We start from the raw sequence: 19,638 nt of genomic DNA on the forward strand, positions 1-19,638 counted from the left end.
CGGTTTTTAGGGGGGATTACCGCAACATTTGGGGGTACATTTGAAATTTCTATTTAGTTAATCTAATCTAATCAATAGAATTAGTTAATTTTTATCAAATCGTACAGAGCCAATAAATACCATTTAGAGTCAGAAATATAAGTTATTTTTGATGACGTCTTCCACTATTTTTCAATCTAAAAATAATGCATGGCTTGCAGTCCCGAACTTAGTCTGTTAAACCAGTGTTTCTTAAACAACCAAAAGTAATTTGGATGAAAAAGTTAAGTGATGCCGAATGGGTTAGTCAGTTTAAAGGAAGTTCCTCCATAACCGATCTTCGTTTACCCTTTAAAAATAGTATTGCGTGCTTTCTCAAAGCATTAAAAGACAGCGGAGCCAGAGTCACTGTTTCAGCGACTTTAAGGCCTCCGGAAAGAGCCTGCCTCATGCACTGGGCATGGATGATAGCTCACCGTAAGATACTGCCACAAAATGTTCCTTCTTATCCGGGGGCTTGTATAGAGTGGAATCACGGAACAAAGGATAAAAGCATTTCATCGGCAAAACGTATGGTAAATGCCTTTGGCATGCAGGGGTTACACGTTGCCCCCGCGTTAAAAAGCAGGCATACCGAAGGACACGCCATTGATATGAACATCCTGGACAGGTGTGTTGAATATTATCAACGCCAGTGGGGAAACTATTGAAATTAACACTTCTCCATGTTCAGGAATGAATGCTAAATTGCATCAGGTTGCCAAAACATACGGTGTAGTTAAGTTCCGGGGAGGATTTAAGGATGTGCCTCACTGGTCTACGGATGGACGATAAATGAAAACTCTCAACTTGATTTTTGTATGCCTGGTTTTCAGCGGGGCTGCCCACTCACAGGTCAGGCAATCTCCTGAAGAAAATCCGGAAATAAAACATTTTACTGATATCGCTGATAACTGCGAATATTTATCCGGTGAGTGGGATAGTGACCTGACGAAGAAACGACAGCGTGAAATTGAAAAGCAGGTTGACAGGTATTGCAGTGAGGCCAGCATGCTTAAAGAAAAACTTAAACAGAAATATAAAGGCCATCCGGATATTGAGAGTATATTAAAGGGTTACGATTTTTTTGGTGAATAAATTTTTGTTAAATGCTTTTGTTATCCATTGCTTATTGGTTTTTTGTTTTAATATTTAACCTTGATGTTCTGTTGTTAGGGGGGGCTAATTTATGAAGGTGGGATTAAAAGTATGATGATTATTTTTAAGGGTAAAGTATTTGTTCAGTTTTAAGTCTTATAATATTCCTCTCACCCCATTCTCAGGTTATTCTCCCAGTCTTAATGACATCTTGTGAGTTTTACTTTTATTAGAAATTAACTATTAAAACTTTATAATTTTCTATATTTTTTATAAACTTAAAATGTGCCTGGAATAGTACGAGGTTTTACTTCGACCCATGATGTTCGCCAGGTAAGCATCATCAGTACTAAGCAGAAATATAAGAATTTACTGGAGCCGCTAACAAATCCTGAGGATGATCTCCGCCAAAACTGGCCCATTTGCTCTTACCGCTAATGATGGTTGAAGCAAGACGGTTATTCGTTGTGGCATCATAGATAGTGATTTGTATTTCGATCTTGTCCGGTATTCCTGACCACTTAGTAGCACGGTCTTCCCAATGCAATATCACAGGAACGACATAATATCCCTGAGTCATTGAGTGTTTGCTTTTAAGGCAACTGATATTACTACAATCGGGATAAATAGTAACATTGTCCGAATACCTGAGGAAAGCAGCTCTGACGGCAGCGGAGGTTGCTTTACCTGACTCAGCATTCATTTTCGTTTCACAGACACCATCTGCAGGTGTAGAAATCGCGACAGCAGTATCTTTGACAAACAACTCACTCTTTTCCTGAATATTGTTCGTATGGTATTTCGCTGAGCACCCTGCAAGAAAAACCACTGAAAATAAAAGGAAAAATTGTTTCGCTTTTATTTCCGGATGTGGTAGGGCTGTCTGTAATCGAATGGATAAAAAATGTTGGCAGGAGATGTCGTGTGGGCCTGGGTTCTGTGCTGAAATGATGCCTGTGGATTGGAGGGAAGAAGAGGAAGTGTCAGGTTTTACAGACAACCAGGTATGATTTTAATGAGAACAGAGATATCCCGGGGTGAGTATACTTATAGGTATCAGATAGCTATCATAAATAAGGTAATCAAATAAATGACAGATTGTGTAATAAGTATCCTGCACATCCGGAGCGTGCAGAGCAGCTGTTGATATAAATTATTTAAATTCATGGGATTACGGGAGGGATTTAAGGCTTTGCTTTAGTAACGTCGTGTTTTCGTTAACAATTGTTTTATTTTATTAGCATTTAATGATAAAAATAGCCCATGATTTCTATTTACCGGCAGTGACTGCCGTTACTCGTTAAAGTATTCAATTTTTATGCTTGTCTGCCGGACCTTAACTCATGCACTTTACTGTTAAAATCAGCGACTGGGAAGCTCATGCCCCTGGCTTAAGTTCGTCAGAACGCTGGCAGGAATGGGCGGATAACGATGCTGATATTTATCCTTCCGCCCCCTATGCCAGACTTCACAATTTACCCATCATGACGGCTCGCCGTTTGAACTCAGGCAGCCGCCTGGCGTTAGAAAGCAGCCTGACGCTTTTTCTGCGTCATCAGCCGGATGTATTATTGTTTACCAGTCAGCATGGTGAACTGGAGAGAAATTTCAGAATACTCACTGCGTTATCTGAAGATTTGCCTGTTTCACCGACAGACTTTGCACTGTCGGTACATAACTCGGCAGTTGGCAGTCTGGCAATCACTTTGAAAAAACCACTGGTGTCGACCTCACTTTCTGCAGGAATGAATACCTTTCATCAGGGAATGGTTGAGGCTAGAGCTCTGCTAAGTAGCGGCTATAAAAAAGTTCTTCTTGTTGATTTCGAAGGTGAAGTTCCGGATTTTTATCGGGAGAAAACACCGGTTTCCTGGGCTTATGCCACCGCGTTTATCGTTGAATCCGGTGATGAATACCAGTGTAAGTCGGCACGGCAAAAATCAGTTTCAGAGTCTGCCCCCGAAAAAATTCTACCCCAGAGCCTTCAGTTCCTTTATTCGCTGCTGCGGCGGGAAAATCAATTTACAATTTCAGGTGAAGACACTGACTGGCAGTGGAGTAGCCATAAGTGAAGGGTGTTATTTCTGTTATTAACAGAATCTGGCGTTTTCTGATGACAGTGTTGTGTTTTTCGTTGTTTGGAATAGGCGGATTAGCACTTTCATTGATCTGGTTTCGTTGTCTCAATCTCTTCGTTAAAGAGGGGCAGGCACGTCGTCAGCTGGCGCGCCGCAGTATTTCATGGTGCTTTCGGGTTTTTATGAAAACCATGAAAATCGTCGGTATAATGGATTACAGATTCATTAATACTGACTGGCTGAAAAATGACAGGAGTTGTCTGGTTATCGCCAATCATCCGTCTCTGATTGATTATGTGATGTTAGCTTCAGTAATGCCAGACACCGATTGTTTAGTTAAGAGTGCACTTCAACAGAACTTTTTTGTGAAAGGTGTTATCAAGGCTGCGGATTATTTAATCAATAGCCAGTCGGAAGTTTTACTGCCGACCTGCTCGGAACGTTTTTCGGCAGGGGAAACATTGATTTTGTTTCCTGAAGGGACAAGAACAGTTTACGGTCAGCCGATTAAACTCCAGCGCGGAGCGGCTAATATAGCCGTGCGTTGCCAGGCAGATATCCGTCTGGTCACTATCTCCTGTACCGAGCAGATGCTGGATAAGCAAAGCCCGTGGTATCGTATCCCTAAGAACAAACCGGTTTTTCATGTGTGTGTCAGAGAACGGATCAATATTACTGATTTTCTTGAGAAATATGATAATAAAGAACCCTCTTTAACCGCCAGGCAGTTGAATAAATATCTGCTTCAACAGTTATCTTAAACAGGGTCAAATGATGAACGATCTTTATCCGGAACTTAAAAATTTAATTATTGAAACGCTGAACCTGGAAGGAATGTCACCCGATGACATTCAGACCGATGCGCCGTTATTCGGGGACGGTTTGGGGCTGGATTCGATAGATGCACTGGAGTTCGGCCTGGCGTTGAAAAAACGTTATGGAGTAACACTTTCAGCAGAAAGTGAAGATGTCCGAAAGCATTTTTACTCTGTGGCGACACTTGCTGCGTTTATTCAATCTCAAAAAAAATAACAACGGGTTTACTATGTACGAAAAACAGGACATTTATCAGGAAGTATCAAAGCTATTGACGCAGCTTTTTGAAACCGATCCCAACGATATTTCTCCGGGGGCACGATTATATGAAGATCTGGAACTGGATAGTATTGATGCGATTGACATGATTGTTCATCTTCAGAAAAAAACGGGTATAAAAATTAAACCTGAAGAATTTAAAAATGTGCGCACAGTACAGGATGTAGTTAATGCAGTAGAGTCCTTGCTGGCAGAAAAGCGATAGGCAGGTAATGAGCCTGACCACCAAAAAGAAAATCGGATCATGCTTAATCTCGATGGTCATTTTCGCATGGCCTTTCATAGTCTGGATTGGTGTTAATAAACAACAAACGCATTGGATAACGCCGCTGTTATTGGCTGTTATGGTGTTGCGGCTGATAAAGTTTATGCCTGCAAAAGGCCCCATGCGCGGCTTGGTTAAAGGCGGTACAGTCATTGCTATAGTGTTGTGTTGTCTGAGTCTGATTTTCCGACAACATCAATGGCTGATGTGGTATCCGGTCGTTATCAATGTGGTAATGTTTACCGTATTTACCGGATCATTATGGACCTCGATGCCTGTCATCGAGCGTCTTGCGCGACTGCAAAAACCAGAGTTACCGCCGAAGGCTATCCGGCACACCCGTAATACTACCCGGGTCTGGTCGGTTTTTTTTATGATCAACGGGTCTGTTTCTGCAGTGACAACACTGAGTGGAAATATGTCGTGGTGGGGGTTGTGGAATGGCGTTATTTCCTACGTTCTGATTGGACTATTAATTGCGGGTGAATGGCTTTTAAGACAATGGATAGTAAAATAGCAATCTCATACACAGAATCTCTTTCATTACGTTATTGGCTGGATAACTCCCGCGATCCCGACACGATTGTTGCATGGGATAACACGGGGGAAATATCCCTGAATCAGTTACGTAGTGATGTCGTGTCACTGTATCAACAATTGAGCCGGCATACAGAGTTACGCTGGGTAGTGTGTATTCAGGATCACTATCTGTTTATCGTCGGATTACTGGCACTCTTGCATGCCGGGAAAAAACCGGTTTTAGCAGGACATCAACGTCAGGCGTTGTTACTCGAGCAAATGGACCATTTTGATGGTGTGTTGAGCCACCTGCCGATTGAACTTCCGAAAAAAACATTAATGGTTGAGCATCAACCGTGCCAGCTGTCAGACGTCATCCTGCCTGAGATTTCACCTCATACACAAATAGATTTATTCACATCCGGTTCTACAGGGGTACCGAAAAAAGTCCCGAAAACTGTAGAAATTATGGACGCAGAAGCACAGTTACTGGCGACAAAGTTTACCGGACGACTACATCAGAGCTGGCTGGTCAGTTCAGTCATACCATTACATCTCTATGGTTTGTCCTTTGGGATCTGGTTACCTATGTCATTAGGTATTCCTGTTTTTCGACAACAGCTCACATATGCAGAACAACTCAGCGCATTACCTGAGGGCCGGCATTTTTCATTTATCAGTAGTCCGGCTTTCCTTAAAAGGATTGATAGTGACCTGCGAGTGCCAAAGCTTTCGTTCCTGTTATCTGCGGGAGGTGAGTTAGCCTGGCACTATCAGCAAAAGATTACTCAATGGTGTGGTTTATCCATCGATGAAATTTATGGTAGCAGTGAGACCGGAGTCATCGCTCACCGCCGTTGCTCTGAGGAATTCACGCCCTGGCATCTTCTGCCCGGCGTTTCATTATCAACATCAGCCGGGGTAAGCCGTATTCGCTCTCCCTTACTCAATAACGAAACCCCACACGTGTCCGATGATAAATTTCAGTCGATTGATGAACGGCAGTTTCATTTGCTTGGCCGGGTAGGCCGGGTGGTGAAAATTGAGGAAAAGCGTATATCTCTGGACGAAATCGAACAACGAATTCTGAAACTCGACGGGGTGACAGATGCCGCTGTAGTCACTATTAGTCGGGGGGCAAGAATACGTATTGGTGCTCTGCTGGTATTGAACAGCACTAGTGCAGATGAACAGTCTGCCAGACCGCGTGAATTTGAAAATCGCTGGCGTTTACATTTAAAAGATTATCTGGAGCCCATTGCTATCCCGCGTTACTGGAAAGTAGTTGGGGCGATTCCGGTCAATAGTATGAACAAGCGCGTCTATCCCGAGTTACAGGAGCTTTTTTTTGATACCCACTGATACTAAAGTCACGCATCTTTCCGCGACAGAATTGGAAATAGCCTTTACTGTTGAGCCTGATTTGTTCTGGTTTCAGGGGCATTTTTCTGAAAGAGCCATTCTGCCGGGCGTTACCCAGATTGACTGGGTTATGCACTTTTCCAGGCAATATCTCACACCGGAATATCAGTTTAAATGTCTGGTACAGGTTAAATTCCAGGCACCTTTACAGCCGGCATCAGGGGTTGTTTTGACATTGCTCTGGAGAGAAGACCAGCAGATTCTGCAGTTCAGCTATTACAAAACAGAACATGAAAACAGGCAACCAATCAGCACGGGAAAAATCAGGTTATGTCAGTGAACATAGTGATACGTCCCTGCATACTCATCCCGTGCTTTAATCACGGGCGAATGATGGCTTCGGTTATTTCCAGAATTGAACGGTTCGGAATGCATTGTATCGTTGTTGATGATGGTAGTGACAGTGATACTCAGGAACATCTGAGCGTTTTACAAAAGCAGCATCACTGGATAACGCTGGTCCGTTTGCCCGGAAACGTGGGGAAAGGCGCAGCGGTTATTGCCGGCATCCGTAAGGCAGATGAGCTTAATTTTACTCATGCCGTTCAGGTTGATGCTGACGGGCAGCATGCATTAGAAGATATTCCTGAATTCCTGACTCTGGCAGACCGTTATCCCGATGCACTTATCTCAGGCCGGCCGGTTTATGATAGCTCTATCCCTAAATCACGATTATATGGCCGGTGGATCACGCATTTCTGGGTTTGGATAGAAACTTTATCATTGTCACTGAAAGACAGCATGTGTGGTTTTCGTGTTTACCCGATACAGCCTGTGTTGCGGCTGGCAGGGCAGGTCAGACTCGGGCAGCGGATGGATTTTGATACTGAAATCATGGTTCGTCTGTATTGGCTGGGATATGACAGTCATTTTATTGCGACCCGGGTAACTTATCCTGATGATGGGATTTCCCATTTTAAAGCGTGGCAAGATAATTTACGTATTTCCCGCATGCACACCCGACTGTTTTTTGGCATGCTCAGACGCCTTCCGTCTTTGCTGATGCGACACAAAAAACATTGGGCAGAGACCGAAGAAGTGCGTGGATTAACCGGCATGCGGATTGTCATGCTGATATGGCGATTATGTGGTCGTAAAGCCTGCAATGTCCTGCTGTACCCGATTATTGCCGGTTATTACCTTACCGCACACCAGGCACGAAGAGCCTCCGCAGAATGGTTATTTCAGGTCAGAAGAATATTGACCGCACAAGGGCGTCCGTTGCCAGCAAAGCTCAACAGCTATCAGCATTTTCTGCAATTCGGCCACAGCATGCTTGATAAGATGGCAAGCTGGCAGGATTCCAGCCAGAGTCATAAAAAGATCACTTTTGCCGCGGGGAGCCAGCAATGCCTGGAACAACATAGTGGAAAAGGGACTCTGATACTGGCATCTCATCTCGGGAATATCGAAGCATGTCGTGCATTGGGGATACAATTTAAAAAACAAACAATCAACGCCATTGTATTCCATGAAAATGCGCAGAGATTCAAACAACTTATGGATGAAATTGCTCCTGAGTCGTCAGTGAATTTATTGCCGGTCACGGACATGGGGCCGGATACGGCAATCTTAATAAAAGATAAACTGAATAATGGTGAATGGGTTGCCATTGTGGGGGATCGGGTTGCTGTAAAATCTCCCCGTGGTGGCCAGCACCGTGTTGTCTGGTGCTCGTTTATGGGACGTCCGGCACCGTTCCCGCAGGGGCCGTTTGTTTTAGCATCGGCATTAGCCTGCCCTGTCATTCTGATGAATTGCATACACCAGCAGGGGGAATTAACCCTCTTTGCTGAACCTTTTGCCAGCCCGTTGTTATTACCACGGGCTGAGCGGCAACAAGCGTTACAGTCCGCAGTTGAGCGTTATGCCAGTCGTTTACAGCATTACGCACTGCTATCACCACTTGAGTGGTTCAACTTCTTTGATTTCTGGCATCTGCCAGACTCCGCAGAAAATAAAACTGAGAGACCTTCCGGTGAATAATGGATTGCATTTTACTGCCCGCGTCACGTTGTCTGTGCCATTTCATGATATTGATATGATGGGCGTTGTGTGGCATGGCAATTATTTTCGCTATTTTGAGATTGCCCGTGAAAAGCTGCTGAATAAATTTAACTATGGGTACCGCCAAATGAAAGAAAGCGGATATCTTTGGCCGGTAGTGGATTCACGGGTTAAATACCGGGATGTGCTGGTATTTGAACAACGCTTTATTGTTGAGGCCTCAATAGAGGAATACCAGAACCGGCTTAAAATTAATTATAAGATTTTTGACGAAAACTCAGAGAAGTTACTGACCACAGCTTATACCATTCAGGTGGCTGTTGAAGAAAAAACGAAAGAACTCTGTTTCGTCAGCCCGCCCGTTCTGTTTGAATGCCTTGGAGTCAGCGCATGATGTTACGATTCAGGATACTGATTATTGCTTGTTTGTTTTTTATCCCGCTGGCAAATGGAATGACTGTTGAACAATTACAGCAACAGCTACTGGCTCAGCCAGTCGTTCGCGCGCATTTTGAACAGGTCAGAACCATCAAAGATATGCCTCAACCGTTAAAATCTGCCGGCAATATGATAATGGCCAGAGGTACGGGTATTTTCTGGCAGCAGCAAACACCGTTCCCAATGTTACTGATCCTGAAACAGGATCGAATGGTGCAAAAAGTGAATAATCAGCCGGCACAGGTTATTACAGCTGAAAGCAACCCTCAGATGTTTCAGTTTAACCAGCTGCTTGGTGCGCTGTTTACTCTTGACCGCACATCGTTAGAGAAAAACTTTACTCTGGCCTTCACCAGTAAATCTGCTACAGAGTGGCAACTGGTACTGACACCTACAACGACACCTTTAAATAAGATCTTTACCCGTATAATTCTGCAGGGCGGACAACTGATCGAAAAGGTCCGGCTGTACGATAAGCAAGGCGATAACACTGATATCACTTTCAGCCAGCATAAAATAACCCCGACACAGTTAACATCTGAAGAGCATGAAGAGTTTGAAACTGAGTAATCCGCTATTACGTGCTATCAGCTGGCTTATTGTTTGCTGCGGGCTGGTGATTATATTGCTGCTGCAACTCCCGCAAAGCCGCATTAACAGCAGCGTACTTAGCTTATTACCCGGCGTAGTTTCAGATGAGGTACCACCGGCGCTGAGTGATGCGTTTATGCAAAGATTAGACAGACAGGTTGTGTGGCTGGTTTCGGCAGGCCAGCAGGATGATCCCAGTGTGGCCGATGCCTGGTTAAATAAAGTCAGCCGGTTGCCTCAGCTTGCGCATGTCAGTGGGCCTATGAGTGAACAGGATCAGCAACGGTGGGGAAGTTACTTTTATCAGCATCGCAATGCGAATCTTGATCCTGATACCCGGACCCGGTTAGCAGACCACGGGCAGGCACAGATTGAGTGGATCACCAGCCAGATATATTCGGCTTTTTCAGGCGTCAGCGGTAAAGAACTGCAAAACGATCCGTTGATGCTGGTAAGAGGCGCACAGTTTTATCTCAGTGGTCAGGGCAGCCATTTATCGCTGAAAAAGGGATGGCTTACCGTGCAGGATAAACAGGGTAAGCAATGGTATTTTATCCATGGTGAGCTCAGGGGGGATTCCTTCGATATGCAGCAAACTCACCTGCTGGTACAAAATCTTGAGTTATTAAAACAGCAATTATTACAGCAATTCCCAGGGGCTACAGTACTCGCACGCAGTGCCAGTTTCTATAGCGACCATGCCAGCCAGCAAGCGAAATACGATATGAGTCACTTAGGTGTGACAACGATCGTCGCTGTACTTTTACTTATTCTGTGGGTGTTTCGCTCGCTGAAACCGCTGGCATTATGTTTGTTATCTGTCGGTACCGGCGCCTTAGCCGGTACCTGCAGCGTGTTATTAATATGGCATGAGTTGCATCTGATGACGTTGGTGATGAGCCTGAGTATTATCGGAATTTCTGCCGACTACACACTCTACTACCTGACTGAGCGAATGGTTCATGGGGCGGTCAGTACGCCGTGGGAGAGCCTCAGAAAAGTCGGACGCACTCTGTTACTTGCGTTGCTGACCACTGCTGCCGCTTATGCGATCATGTTATTGGCACCCTTCCCGGGGATACGTCAAATGGCGGTGTTTTCAATCGCGGGGCTGACCGGTTCGTGTCTGACTGTTTTATGTTGCCATCCGTGGCTGAGTCGTCACCTGCCGGTCAGAAGCATGCCATTTACCTCTTTCTTTTTTCGCTGGCTTGCGGCGTGGCGTTACCGGAAGTCTGTCCGTTACGGGATACCCCTGCTATTAATGATATTGTCTGTTATTGGTATCAGCCGGTTGCATGTCAGTGATGACATTGCTCAATTGCAATCTTTACCCGCAGGATTAGTTGCCCAGGAAAAGATGATCACCGGCCTGACACAGCAGGGGAGTGATCAAAAATGGTTTCTGGTCTATGGGCCGGACCAGCAAACAACATTACAACGCTTAGAGGCATTTCTTCCCGCGTTAAACAAGGCAAAGCAGAACAAGCTGGTGGCAAAGTGGCGCTCAATACCGCTTAATTCATTACAGCAACAGCAACAGGATTTGGAAAGTATCCGGAAAGCCGCACCTGAGGTAACAAAAGCACTGACGGAGTTGGGTATACCGGATGTCCATGTCGATCTGAACGCAATGAGTGTAACGCCCGAACAGTGGCTGGAAAGCCCGGCCAGTGAGGGATGGCGCTTATTATGGCTGTCGTTGCCTGATGGTTTATCAGGCACATTGATTCCCGTGGAGGGAGTTACTGACAGTGCCGCGCTGAACAATCTGGCAATGCAATTTGAAGGCGTATCCTGGGTGGACAGAAAAGCCAGGTTTGACTATCTGTTTTCGACTTACCGTCACCTGATCTCGGGGTTGATATTACTGGCACTGGGTATTGTTATTATCGGCGCGATACTTCGTCTGGGAATCAAAAGAGGCGCAGTCAGCGTTGTACCGTCAATAATTTCACTGGCCTGCGGACTTGCCAGTCTGGCTATCACAGGACAACCCGTTACTTTATTCTCCATTCTGGCGTTAAACCTGGTACTGGGAATAGGGATTAACTATACCTTGTTTTTCAGTAACCCACGGGGAACTGCGTTAACTTCATTACAGGCGATTACGCTGGCGATGATTACCACGTTATTGACCATGGGCATGCTGGTGTTTAGTTCTACTCAGGCAATAAGTAATTTTGGTACTGTGCTGTGTAGCGGTATTTTCAGCGCATGGCTGGTTTCTCCGCTCGCTATGTATGAACGCCGTAAAAGGAAGAAAAACGCATGAAACGCTGTCTGTTATTGAGCCTTTTTACGATATTCAGCCTGACCATAGCAGGTTGTCAGACCCGGTCTCATCCGCAAGAAAACCGACCTGAAGCCTGGCTGAAGGCGGGGACTAAAGTGGAATTGCCCCCGCCTGGTATTACTCCGCCCTTTAGTTCACAGCAAATGCTGACCGGGCATTTTCAGGGGAAAAGCCAGTCATTATTGGTATTGCTGAATGCAGATCAACATAAACTCACGCTGGCCGGCCTATCGCCAGTGGGTATCCGGTTATTTTTACTCACTTATGACCGACTGGGAATTCATAGCGAACAATCCCTTGTTGTGCCCCATCTGCCGCCCGCCAGTCAGGTGCTTGCAGACGTCATGCTCAGTTTTTATCCGGTATCAGTATGGCAAAAGCAACTACCTGAAAAATGGACACTGCTTGATGAAGGTATGGTCCGGCGGCTGATCGATCCTGACAATCAAACGATCACAAAAATTGATTATATGCTCATTCACGGAAAACGCGTCCCGATCAGCATTACCCAACAGGCATTTCATTACCAAATTACAATGCAATATTTAAATGACTAATATGACTTATATTTCTGCCTATGGCATGGTTAACGCACTGGGTAATAACCTGGATGACATTGCCAGAAATTTACAGCAAGGGAAGGCGCCTGGTCTGCAGGTGCAAACCGGCTGGTTACAGGATCCGGAGTCTCCGCTGGTGGTCGGGAGAGTACTGGGGGAATTGCCTCCGGTTCCTCCGCATCTTAAGCAACATGATTCGCGGAATAACAGACTGTTACTTGCCGCACTTGCACAGATACGCCCCTATACAGAACAGGCTATCCGTCAATATGGTCATGACCGTGTGGCTGTGATAATGGGAACCAGCACATCCGGACTGGATGAAGGTGACCGTTATCGTAGTGACGTGGCAAATAATATTGAAAACAGCCATTGGCATTACGCTCAGCAGGAGCTGGGTGATCCTTCCCGGTTTCTGAGGCGTTATCTGAACCTCTCCGGGCCAGCTTATACCTTGTCTACCGCTTGTTCTTCCAGTGCACGAGCGATCATTAGCGGAATAAGATTAATTCAGGCTGGTCTGGCCGATGTCGCTCTGGTCGGAGGGGCTGACTCTCTTAGCAGGATGCCGGTGAATGGATTCAATAATCTGGAGTCACTCTCGCCTGAACTTTGCCAGCCATTCGCCTGCGGTCGGCAGGGGATAACGATTGGTGAGGCAGGGGGACTGATGTTATTGACCAGAGACCCGCAACCTCTGGCTGTTTTAGGTTTCGGGGAATCAACTGATGCCTACCATATCTCGGCCCCTCATCCTGAAGGAGAAGGGGCTATTCGCGCGATCACAATGGCACTCTCGGCAGCACAGTGTCTGCCGCAACAGGTGGGATATATCAATCTGCATGGCACGGCAACACCGCTTAATGACGCTATCGAATCGAAAGTTATTCATGAATTATTTAAAGACACGGTGCCTTGCAGCTCAACTAAACATTTGACCGGGCATACGTTGGGCTCAGCGGGTATTACTGAAGCCGGTCTGTGTGCTTTGATCATGGAACGGGGCCTTATGTTACCGGCGCAGGATTTTCACCGTTCTCCTCAGGATGGCAGTTTACCCCCCTGCGGCCTGCTCACCCGCCCGCAGCCTCTTGAACGACGGGTAATGTTGTCGAACTCCTTTGCTTTTGGTGGAAATAATACCTGCCTTATTCTTGGAGATGCAGCATGTCTGACTATCTAGCTCCTGGTGACTATTTGCCGCATCAGGCACCAATGATATTACTGGAAAAAGTTATCTCCGTGTCGGAGCAACATGCGCATTGCCAGGTAACGGTATCTGCGACAGGAGTACTGGCACCTTTTTTAACAGCAGACGGAGAGCTACCCGGGTGGTTTGCTCTGGAGTTGATGGCACAAAGCGTCGGGGTATGGAATGGCTGGCACAATGCCAGTCAGCAGCAGGAAACAGTAAGCATGGGGATGATACTGGGCGCGCGTCAGCTTACGACGGCTTCACCTCAGTTTACGGCCAATGCAGTACTGGATATACACACCACTCTATTGATGCAGGACGGACGGGTGGGCAGTTTTGATGCTGTCATTCTTTCGGCCGGTGATGAAGTCGCCAGTGGCAGAGTGAATACTTATCAACCTAACCAGGCTGATTTGGCTCAGCTTTTTAAATAGGAACCCCATATGAATCGTCGTGTTCTGGTCACCGGTGCCAGCAAGGGTATTGGGCAGGCTATTGCCCTGCAATTAGCAAAGGATGGTTTCAGTATTGGTATCCACTATAACGCTGATGAGCAGGGGGCCTTACAGACGCTCAATGCTGTTAAACAAACCGGTGTTGAAGGGTGGCTGTTACAATTTGATGTGAGCAATGCTCTGCAATCCCGCCAGGTGTTAGAAGCAGACACAGAAAAATATGGTGCCTGGTATGGCGTGGTTAATAATGCAGGGATCACCCGTGACGCAGCTTTTCCTGCATTGAGTGATGATGACTGGCAGGATGTTATTCATACTAATCTCGACAGTTTTTATAATGTTCTCAAACCTTGTGTGATGCCAATGATTGGGGCGCGACAGGGTGGTCGTATTGTGACTATCTCTTCGGTGTCTGGGATTACCGGCAATCGCGGCCAAGTCAATTACAGTGCAGCGAAAGCCGGGATAATCGGTGCGACTAAGGCACTGGCGTTAGAGTTAGCAAAACGGAAAATAACCGTTAACTGTGTTGCTCCGGGGTTAATTGACACAGGGATGGCACCCGAAGAACCTGCGGTGCTGAAAGAGATAATGCAGCAGATTCCGATGAAGCGCATGGGGCAAAGTGAGGAAGTCGCCGGTCTGGTCAGTTACCTGATGTCTGATATTGCAGGGTATGTGACCCGGCAGGTGATCTCTATTAATGGAGGCATTGTATGATCCATCGCGTAGTGATCACCGGGATGGGTGGCGTCACATCCTTTGGAAATGACTGGCTGTCAGTCGCCACTAAAATGAAAAGCGGTGTTAATGCCGTACGAAGCATGCCTGAATGGCAAATTTATGACGGGCTGAATACTTTGCTGGGCGCGCCAATCGACGATTTTTCCCTGCCTGAACATTATACCCGTAAACGTATCAGGGCGATGGGCCGGGTATCGTTGTTATCGACCCGGGCGACAGAGTTAGCGTTGGAAAATGCCGGACTGTGTGACGATCCTGTACTGACAAACGGGAATACAGGCATTGCTTACGGCTCTTCAACCGGCAGTACCGGACCTGTCAGCGAATTTGCCACCATGCTGACTGAAAAGCACACCAATAATATTACTGGTACTACTTATGTGCAGATGATGCCCCACACCACTGCGGTTAATACCGGATTATTCTTCGGAATTAAAGGGCGGGTTATTCCGACATCCAGCGCTTGTACTTCCGGCAGTCAGGCTATTGGTTACGCCTGGGAAGCTATTCGCCATGGCTACCAGACAGTGATGATAGCCGGTGGAGCCGAAGAGCTATGCCCGTCTGAAGCTGCGGTTTTTGACACGCTTTTTGCTACCAGCCAGCGTAATGATTCACCATCGACCACACCTTCTCCTTTTGATAGCCAGCGGGATGGGCTGGTGATTGGTGAAGGGGCTGGCACGTTAATTCTTGAACGCCTTGATCATGCGCAGGCCCGCGGGGCCAAAATATATGGTGAGATCATCAGTTTCCATACAAACTGTGATGCAGCACATATTACCCAACCTCAACGTGATACGATTCAGATTTGTATCGAGAATTCATTGAAAATGGCGAAGATTTCGCCATCTGAGATTGGCTATATTTGTGCCCATGGTACTGCCACAGAAAGAGGCGATATTGCTGAGAGTCTGGCGACAGAAGCAGTTTTTGGGAAAAACAGACCTATCTCATCTCTCAAAAGCTATTTCGGACATACGCTAGGTGCCTGTGGAGCTTTGGAAGCCTGGATGTCATTAGAAATGATGCGTGAGGGATGGTTTGCGCCGACATTAAATCTGGTTTCTCCTGATCCACAATGCGGTGAGCTCGATTATATCATGAGCAATGGACGTAAAATTGATTGTGAGTATATTCAGACCAATAATTTTGCCTTTGGCGGGATTAATACTTCACTGGTCATTAAACGCTGGCCATAATATTCGGTGAATTTGATGAATTGTGTTGTTTAACCACATCATAATGGGTTGTTTAGTTTGTTAATTTAAGTAATGTCTAACCCTGTAAAGGATATATTGAGCATTATGGATAATCACCACACTATTATAATTATTGGTGCCGGACCTTCCGGTACAGTGGCCGCATCATTGCTTTTAAAACGTGGTCATCAGGTTTTGATCATTGAGAAAGAAACTTTTCCCCGTTTTTCAATCGGTGAAAGTTTACTCTGCTCCTGTCTGGACGACCTTGAAGCTGCGGGATTATTAGGAGTGGTCGCTGACGCGGGTTTTCAGGTTAAAACGGGGGCCGCATTCAGGCATAACGAAAAATACAGTTTTTTCGAGTTCTCTGAAAGTTTTACCCCGGGAAAACCCACAACATTCCAGGTTCAACGCGATAAGTTTGATCAACTGCTGGCTGATGAAGTTGTCAGACAAGGCGCAGAGATTCGCTTTAACGAAACGGTTATTTCGGCTGACTTTGAACATCAGCCTGTCCTGGTAATTCAAAAACAGGATGGGAGTGTGTATCGTTGTAGTGCTGATTTTGTTTTGGATGCCAGTGGTTATGGCCGGGTTTTGTCCAGGTTATTATCTCTGGAAACCCCCAGCACGTTGCCGCCGCGTAAAGCAATATTCACTCATGTAGAAGATAATATTGCTGAAAGCGATTTTGACCGTAGTAAAATATTAATTACCACCCATAAAACAAACAAGGACATCTGGTTCTGGACTATTCCTTTTAGTAACGGACGGAGTTCAATCGGAGTGGTGGGGGCGGAGCATTATTTTTCTGCATCTGAAGGAAATGAAAAAGACAGGTTGCTGCAGGCTATTGCTGAAACACCCACGTTACAGCACGTGCTGCGAAACAGTGTCTGGGATACACCAGTCAGAAGTCTGACAGGTTATTCTGCAAATGTTAAAAGTCTTTATGGCCGCCGTTATGCATTACTGGGAAATGCTGCGGAGTTTCTGGATCCGGTATTTTCTTCAGGAGTCACCATTGCCATTCGTTCAGCGAGTCTTGCGGCGAATTTAGTGTCCCGAGAACTTTCAGGAGAGCCTGTTGATTGGGCTCTGGAGTATGCCGATCGTCTTAGCACCGGGATAGATTGTTTCAGAACCTATGTGGGGAATTGGTATAGCGGTGGTTTTCAGGACGTCATTTACTGGGAGTCTCCCAACCCTGAAATTCGTCAGATGATCTGTGCTGTTTTAGCAGGGCATGCCTGGGATACCGGTAACCCTTTTGTTTTTGAATCGTCGCGTCGTCTTAATACTCTTATGCAGATATGCCAGGGGTCATGTGGTGAATAAATTTCATAGTCCGACTTATGTGGAGGAAACCAGAATTGGTTTTATATTCCTCAGAACACATGTATGGCAACACCATGTACTACGGGTTGCTATTAATGATTTAAAAAAACTACTGCCAGGGCCGCTGCCGGAAAAAAATGTATTATTAGATGTTGGCTGTGGTCAGGGCAAATCGTTTCGTTATTTAAATAAACATTTCCGACCCGAAAAAATAATCGGTATTGATGCTGATCCATTGAGTTTACAACTGAGCCAGAAGGAAGCAGATAATCAGGGAATAAATGCCGAGATAAAAGGCGGGGATTGTGCGAACATTCCGCTGGACAGTAATAGTGTGGATATCATCTTTTGCCACCAGACTTTTCACCATTTAGTTGAACAGGAAAAAGCATTAGCTGAGTTTTTCCGCGTTCTGAAACCGGGGGGCATTCTGATGTTTGCTGAATCGACTAAATATTATATCGATACCTGGGTGATTCGGTGGTTTTTTAGACATCCGATGCATGTGCAAAAAAGTGCGGATGAATATCTTGCGATGCTTAAAAAGCAAGGTTTTCAGTTCGATGCTTCAAATGTGTCATACCCGTATTTATGGTGGAGTCGTGCAAAGGATTTTGGTTTACTGGAAAGGCTCAGAATTAAATCACCGCCGCCTGTCGGAATACGTGAAGAAACCCTCATTAATGTTGTAGTGCAAAAACCTGTATAAACCATAAATCTGATTGTAAGGTAATATATTATGAAGAATAAGTTATTGTCCCTGGTTGTTTTATCCTCGGCGCTCATTTTTCCGGCGATAAGCCAGGCACGGGATACTGTGCACAACCTGCCGTTTAACACCGTCGTACAACAAATGACACAGGAACATAAACTTGATGGCAGCGTGAAGTTCTATCTCGCCGGCACAGGACCTAAGGGGCGGATTATTTCTTCAGGTGTAGTCACAAACAAAAAAACTAACTCATTCAATAAATCAGATACAGATGCCTGTAACTGGGCGTTGCAGAGTGCGCTGCTGAGCTTACAAGAGGCTGCGAAAAAATCAGGTGCTAATGCTGTTATTAATATTGTTAGTTTCTACAAAAGGAATGAACATAGTGATCGCAATAATTATGAATGTCATGCAGGCACGTTTATCGCTGGAACTGCATTGAAAGGTGATTTGGCAAATGTTCGATAAATGAGATACTGTTTTACATAAATAACGATGGTTAGTTATTTTGGTATGCGAGTATCTTATTGTTTTTGATTGTATGACTGCATGACAACTATAGTAGTTTAGTAGCTGTCGTGCAGTATTTCTTAATTTCATGTGATGTTGGTATTTTTGGGGAAGTGTAGCGGACATACACACTCTCAGTAAATAATCCGGGGATGAAACTCAATATGATTGCTTTCCTTTATGGCTAATACAGTAATCCGGAGAGCAAATGATTCCAAATCATCATGACACAGAAAAGTTTGCCTTGAAAACGTGCCCACGGCTCCGGTAAATCCGCTACGTTTAACGGTAGTTCGTGTACTGACTGGTGGAAGTGACACTGCCTTCAACCCATCAGCCATGGCTGAAGCTTTATTTTGTGTCCGCTGCACCGCAGATTGCATTTTTAGATCGCGCTGACATTCTGGTCAGCAATATTGCTCCGTTGGTGACGAATGACGAGGGCGTGACCTGTTGTAATGCCACTGAGAACCGGCAATCACCTTTAGAAGAATTTAATTTAGCGCTTGCCTCGCTGGATACCGACCTGGTCACCGCACTGGTAAGTTACTGAGTGAATATAGCGGCAGTGGGTTGATACTCTGCCGCTATTTTTCAATGGCCTGTATCAGATCATATCGTGGCTCAGATACAACGCTTCATATCCCTGCGTGATTTCGGGGGGAGTGGTGAACAGGGTGGGGGTTTGCGGGTCAAAGCATTCACTGATCCGGCTTGCATCCCAGCTAACGCCATTGGCAAAATCTATCCATTCCACACCTGCTTCATAACTGCCCGAAGCGGCCTGACCCACCAGCCGTACCGAACCGCCGTCGCCGGCCCCGGCGCTACTTTCGGCAATGGTCAGCAGCATATCGGCCCCGTCACGACAGACCGTCACCTGCGAGGCGGTAATGTCTTTCAGCCACAGCCGGTCGTCAGTCCCTCTGAAGGAATATTCCTCAATTGTATCGTGGCCGTCACCACGGGCGTAGATATAAAGATCGTTGCCGTAGCTGCCATTCAGGTAGTCGTCGCCTTGCCCGCCCTGCAGCCGGTCATCCATATCCGAACCGATGATCCGGTCATCCCCCGGGGTCATGGCGGTGGCAA

Annotated in this window: 24 protein-coding genes; 22 read left to right on the top strand and 2 right to left on the bottom strand. The window is 45.9% G+C overall.

Annotated features, from left to right (window positions below):
• The first annotated feature begins 254 nt into the window (after positions 1 to 254).
• Positions 255 to 689 (top strand): peptidoglycan-binding domain-containing protein, encoded by a 435-nt coding sequence (locus B3Z23_RS03080; RefSeq protein ID WP_349677202.1) that lies wholly within the window; start codon positions 255 to 257, stop codon positions 687 to 689.
• A 124-nt stretch (positions 690 to 813) separates the two neighbouring features.
• The gene (locus B3Z23_RS03085; RefSeq protein WP_294901448.1) at positions 814 to 1,116 is read left to right on the top strand and encodes a hypothetical protein; all 303 of its coding nucleotides are present in this window, start codon (positions 814 to 816) and stop codon (positions 1,114 to 1,116) included.
• Positions 1,117 to 1,465: 349 nt separating this feature from the next.
• On the opposite strand, the gene B3Z23_RS03090 is transcribed toward B3Z23_RS03085, so the two are convergent.
• Positions 1,466 to 2,116 (bottom strand): DUF4823 domain-containing protein, encoded by a 651-nt coding sequence (locus tag B3Z23_RS03090; RefSeq protein ID WP_294901450.1) that lies wholly within the window; start codon positions 2,114 to 2,116, stop codon positions 1,466 to 1,468.
• A 343-nt stretch (positions 2,117 to 2,459) separates the two neighbouring features.
• Here B3Z23_RS03090 and B3Z23_RS03095 point away from each other — a divergent pair, with 343 nt between their 5' ends.
• The 20 genes from B3Z23_RS03095 (at position 2,460) to B3Z23_RS03185 (ending at position 19,099) form a co-directional block, all read left to right on the top strand.
• Positions 2,460 to 3,188, top strand: coding sequence for a beta-ketoacyl synthase chain length factor (locus tag B3Z23_RS03095; protein ID WP_294901452.1), 729 nt, complete (start codon positions 2,460 to 2,462; stop codon positions 3,186 to 3,188).
• Positions 3,189 to 3,229: 41 nt separating this feature from the next.
• Positions 3,230 to 3,955 carry a lysophospholipid acyltransferase family protein gene (locus B3Z23_RS03100; protein ID WP_414716453.1) on the top strand — a complete coding sequence of 242 codons (726 nt, stop codon included), beginning with the start codon at positions 3,230 to 3,232 and terminating at the stop codon, positions 3,953 to 3,955.
• Between the two features lie 13 nt (positions 3,956 to 3,968).
• Positions 3,969 to 4,226 carry a phosphopantetheine-binding protein gene (locus tag B3Z23_RS03105; protein ID WP_294901485.1) on the top strand — a complete coding sequence of 86 codons (258 nt, stop codon included), beginning with the start codon at positions 3,969 to 3,971 and terminating at the stop codon, positions 4,224 to 4,226.
• Positions 4,227 to 4,239: 13 nt separating this feature from the next.
• Positions 4,240 to 4,494, top strand: coding sequence for an acyl carrier protein (locus B3Z23_RS03110; RefSeq protein ID WP_294901456.1), 255 nt, complete (start codon positions 4,240 to 4,242; stop codon positions 4,492 to 4,494).
• Between the two features lie 181 nt (positions 4,495 to 4,675).
• Positions 4,676 to 5,071: a hypothetical protein gene (locus B3Z23_RS03115; protein ID WP_294901458.1), complete on the top strand. Its 396-nt coding sequence runs from the start codon at positions 4,676 to 4,678 to the stop codon at positions 5,069 to 5,071.
• Positions 5,056 to 6,435: an AMP-binding protein gene (locus tag B3Z23_RS03120; protein ID WP_294901460.1), complete on the top strand. Its 1,380-nt coding sequence runs from the start codon at positions 5,056 to 5,058 to the stop codon at positions 6,433 to 6,435. The genes B3Z23_RS03115 and B3Z23_RS03120 overlap by 16 nt, the downstream gene beginning before the upstream one ends.
• 31 nt (positions 6,436 to 6,466) lie before the next feature.
• The gene (locus B3Z23_RS18715; RefSeq protein ID WP_414716454.1) at positions 6,467 to 6,775 is read left to right on the top strand and encodes a hydroxymyristoyl-ACP dehydratase; all 309 of its coding nucleotides are present in this window, start codon (positions 6,467 to 6,469) and stop codon (positions 6,773 to 6,775) included.
• On the top strand, positions 6,772 to 8,481 hold the full coding sequence (locus B3Z23_RS03125; RefSeq protein ID WP_294901487.1) for a glycosyltransferase family 2 protein: 1,710 nt from the start codon (positions 6,772 to 6,774) through the stop codon (positions 8,479 to 8,481). The genes B3Z23_RS18715 and B3Z23_RS03125 overlap by 4 nt, the downstream gene beginning before the upstream one ends.
• Positions 8,474 to 8,896, top strand: coding sequence for an acyl-CoA thioesterase (locus tag B3Z23_RS03130; protein WP_294901462.1), 423 nt, complete (start codon positions 8,474 to 8,476; stop codon positions 8,894 to 8,896). Before B3Z23_RS03125 ends, B3Z23_RS03130 begins: the two co-directional genes overlap by 8 nt.
• Positions 8,893 to 9,510, top strand: a complete 618-nt coding sequence (locus B3Z23_RS03135; RefSeq protein WP_294901464.1) for an outer membrane lipoprotein carrier protein LolA — start codon at positions 8,893 to 8,895, stop codon at positions 9,508 to 9,510. Before B3Z23_RS03130 ends, B3Z23_RS03135 begins: the two co-directional genes overlap by 4 nt.
• On the top strand, positions 9,488 to 11,806 hold the full coding sequence (locus B3Z23_RS03140) for an MMPL family transporter (RefSeq protein WP_294901466.1): 2,319 nt from the start codon (positions 9,488 to 9,490) through the stop codon (positions 11,804 to 11,806). The genes B3Z23_RS03135 and B3Z23_RS03140 overlap by 23 nt, the downstream gene beginning before the upstream one ends.
• On the top strand, positions 11,803 to 12,384 hold the full coding sequence (locus B3Z23_RS03145; protein ID WP_294901468.1) for a DUF3261 domain-containing protein: 582 nt from the start codon (positions 11,803 to 11,805) through the stop codon (positions 12,382 to 12,384). The genes B3Z23_RS03140 and B3Z23_RS03145 overlap by 4 nt, the downstream gene beginning before the upstream one ends.
• A gap of 1 nt (position 12,385) precedes the next feature.
• Positions 12,386 to 13,570, top strand: coding sequence for a beta-ketoacyl-[acyl-carrier-protein] synthase family protein (locus tag B3Z23_RS03150; RefSeq protein ID WP_294901470.1), 1,185 nt, complete (start codon positions 12,386 to 12,388; stop codon positions 13,568 to 13,570).
• On the top strand, positions 13,555 to 14,016 hold the full coding sequence (locus B3Z23_RS03155; RefSeq protein WP_294901472.1) for a 3-hydroxy-fatty acyl-ACP dehydratase: 462 nt from the start codon (positions 13,555 to 13,557) through the stop codon (positions 14,014 to 14,016). The genes B3Z23_RS03150 and B3Z23_RS03155 overlap by 16 nt, the downstream gene beginning before the upstream one ends.
• Before the next feature lie 9 nt (positions 14,017 to 14,025).
• Positions 14,026 to 14,757, top strand: coding sequence for a 3-ketoacyl-ACP reductase FabG2 (locus B3Z23_RS03160; RefSeq protein WP_294901473.1), 732 nt, complete (start codon positions 14,026 to 14,028; stop codon positions 14,755 to 14,757).
• Complete coding sequence (locus B3Z23_RS03165; protein WP_294901475.1) at positions 14,754 to 15,983, top strand: beta-ketoacyl-ACP synthase; 1,230 nt, start codon at positions 14,754 to 14,756, stop codon at positions 15,981 to 15,983. Before B3Z23_RS03160 ends, B3Z23_RS03165 begins: the two co-directional genes overlap by 4 nt.
• Before the next feature lie 105 nt (positions 15,984 to 16,088).
• Positions 16,089 to 17,324 carry an NAD(P)/FAD-dependent oxidoreductase gene (locus tag B3Z23_RS03170; protein WP_294901477.1) on the top strand — a complete coding sequence of 412 codons (1,236 nt, stop codon included), beginning with the start codon at positions 16,089 to 16,091 and terminating at the stop codon, positions 17,322 to 17,324.
• A complete protein-coding gene (locus B3Z23_RS03175) occupies positions 17,317 to 18,033 on the top strand; it encodes a class I SAM-dependent methyltransferase (RefSeq protein WP_294901478.1) in 717 nt (238 codons plus the stop codon). The genes B3Z23_RS03170 and B3Z23_RS03175 overlap by 8 nt, the downstream gene beginning before the upstream one ends.
• Before the next feature lie 30 nt (positions 18,034 to 18,063).
• Positions 18,064 to 18,504, top strand: a complete 441-nt coding sequence (locus B3Z23_RS03180; protein ID WP_294901480.1) for an excinuclease ATPase subunit — start codon at positions 18,064 to 18,066, stop codon at positions 18,502 to 18,504.
• Positions 18,505 to 18,859: 355 nt separating this feature from the next.
• Complete coding sequence (locus B3Z23_RS03185; protein WP_294901482.1) at positions 18,860 to 19,099, top strand: hypothetical protein; 240 nt, start codon at positions 18,860 to 18,862, stop codon at positions 19,097 to 19,099.
• Positions 19,100 to 19,153: 54 nt separating this feature from the next.
• On the opposite strand, the gene B3Z23_RS03190 is transcribed toward B3Z23_RS03185, so the two are convergent.
• Positions 19,154 to 19,638: calcium-binding protein (locus B3Z23_RS03190; RefSeq protein WP_294901484.1), on the bottom strand; the 485-nt coding region annotated here is incomplete at its 5' end.

This window comes from Tatumella sp. UBA2305 (genome assembly GCF_002345795.1).
GTDB lineage: Bacteria > Pseudomonadota > Gammaproteobacteria > Enterobacterales > Enterobacteriaceae > Tatumella > Tatumella morbirosei.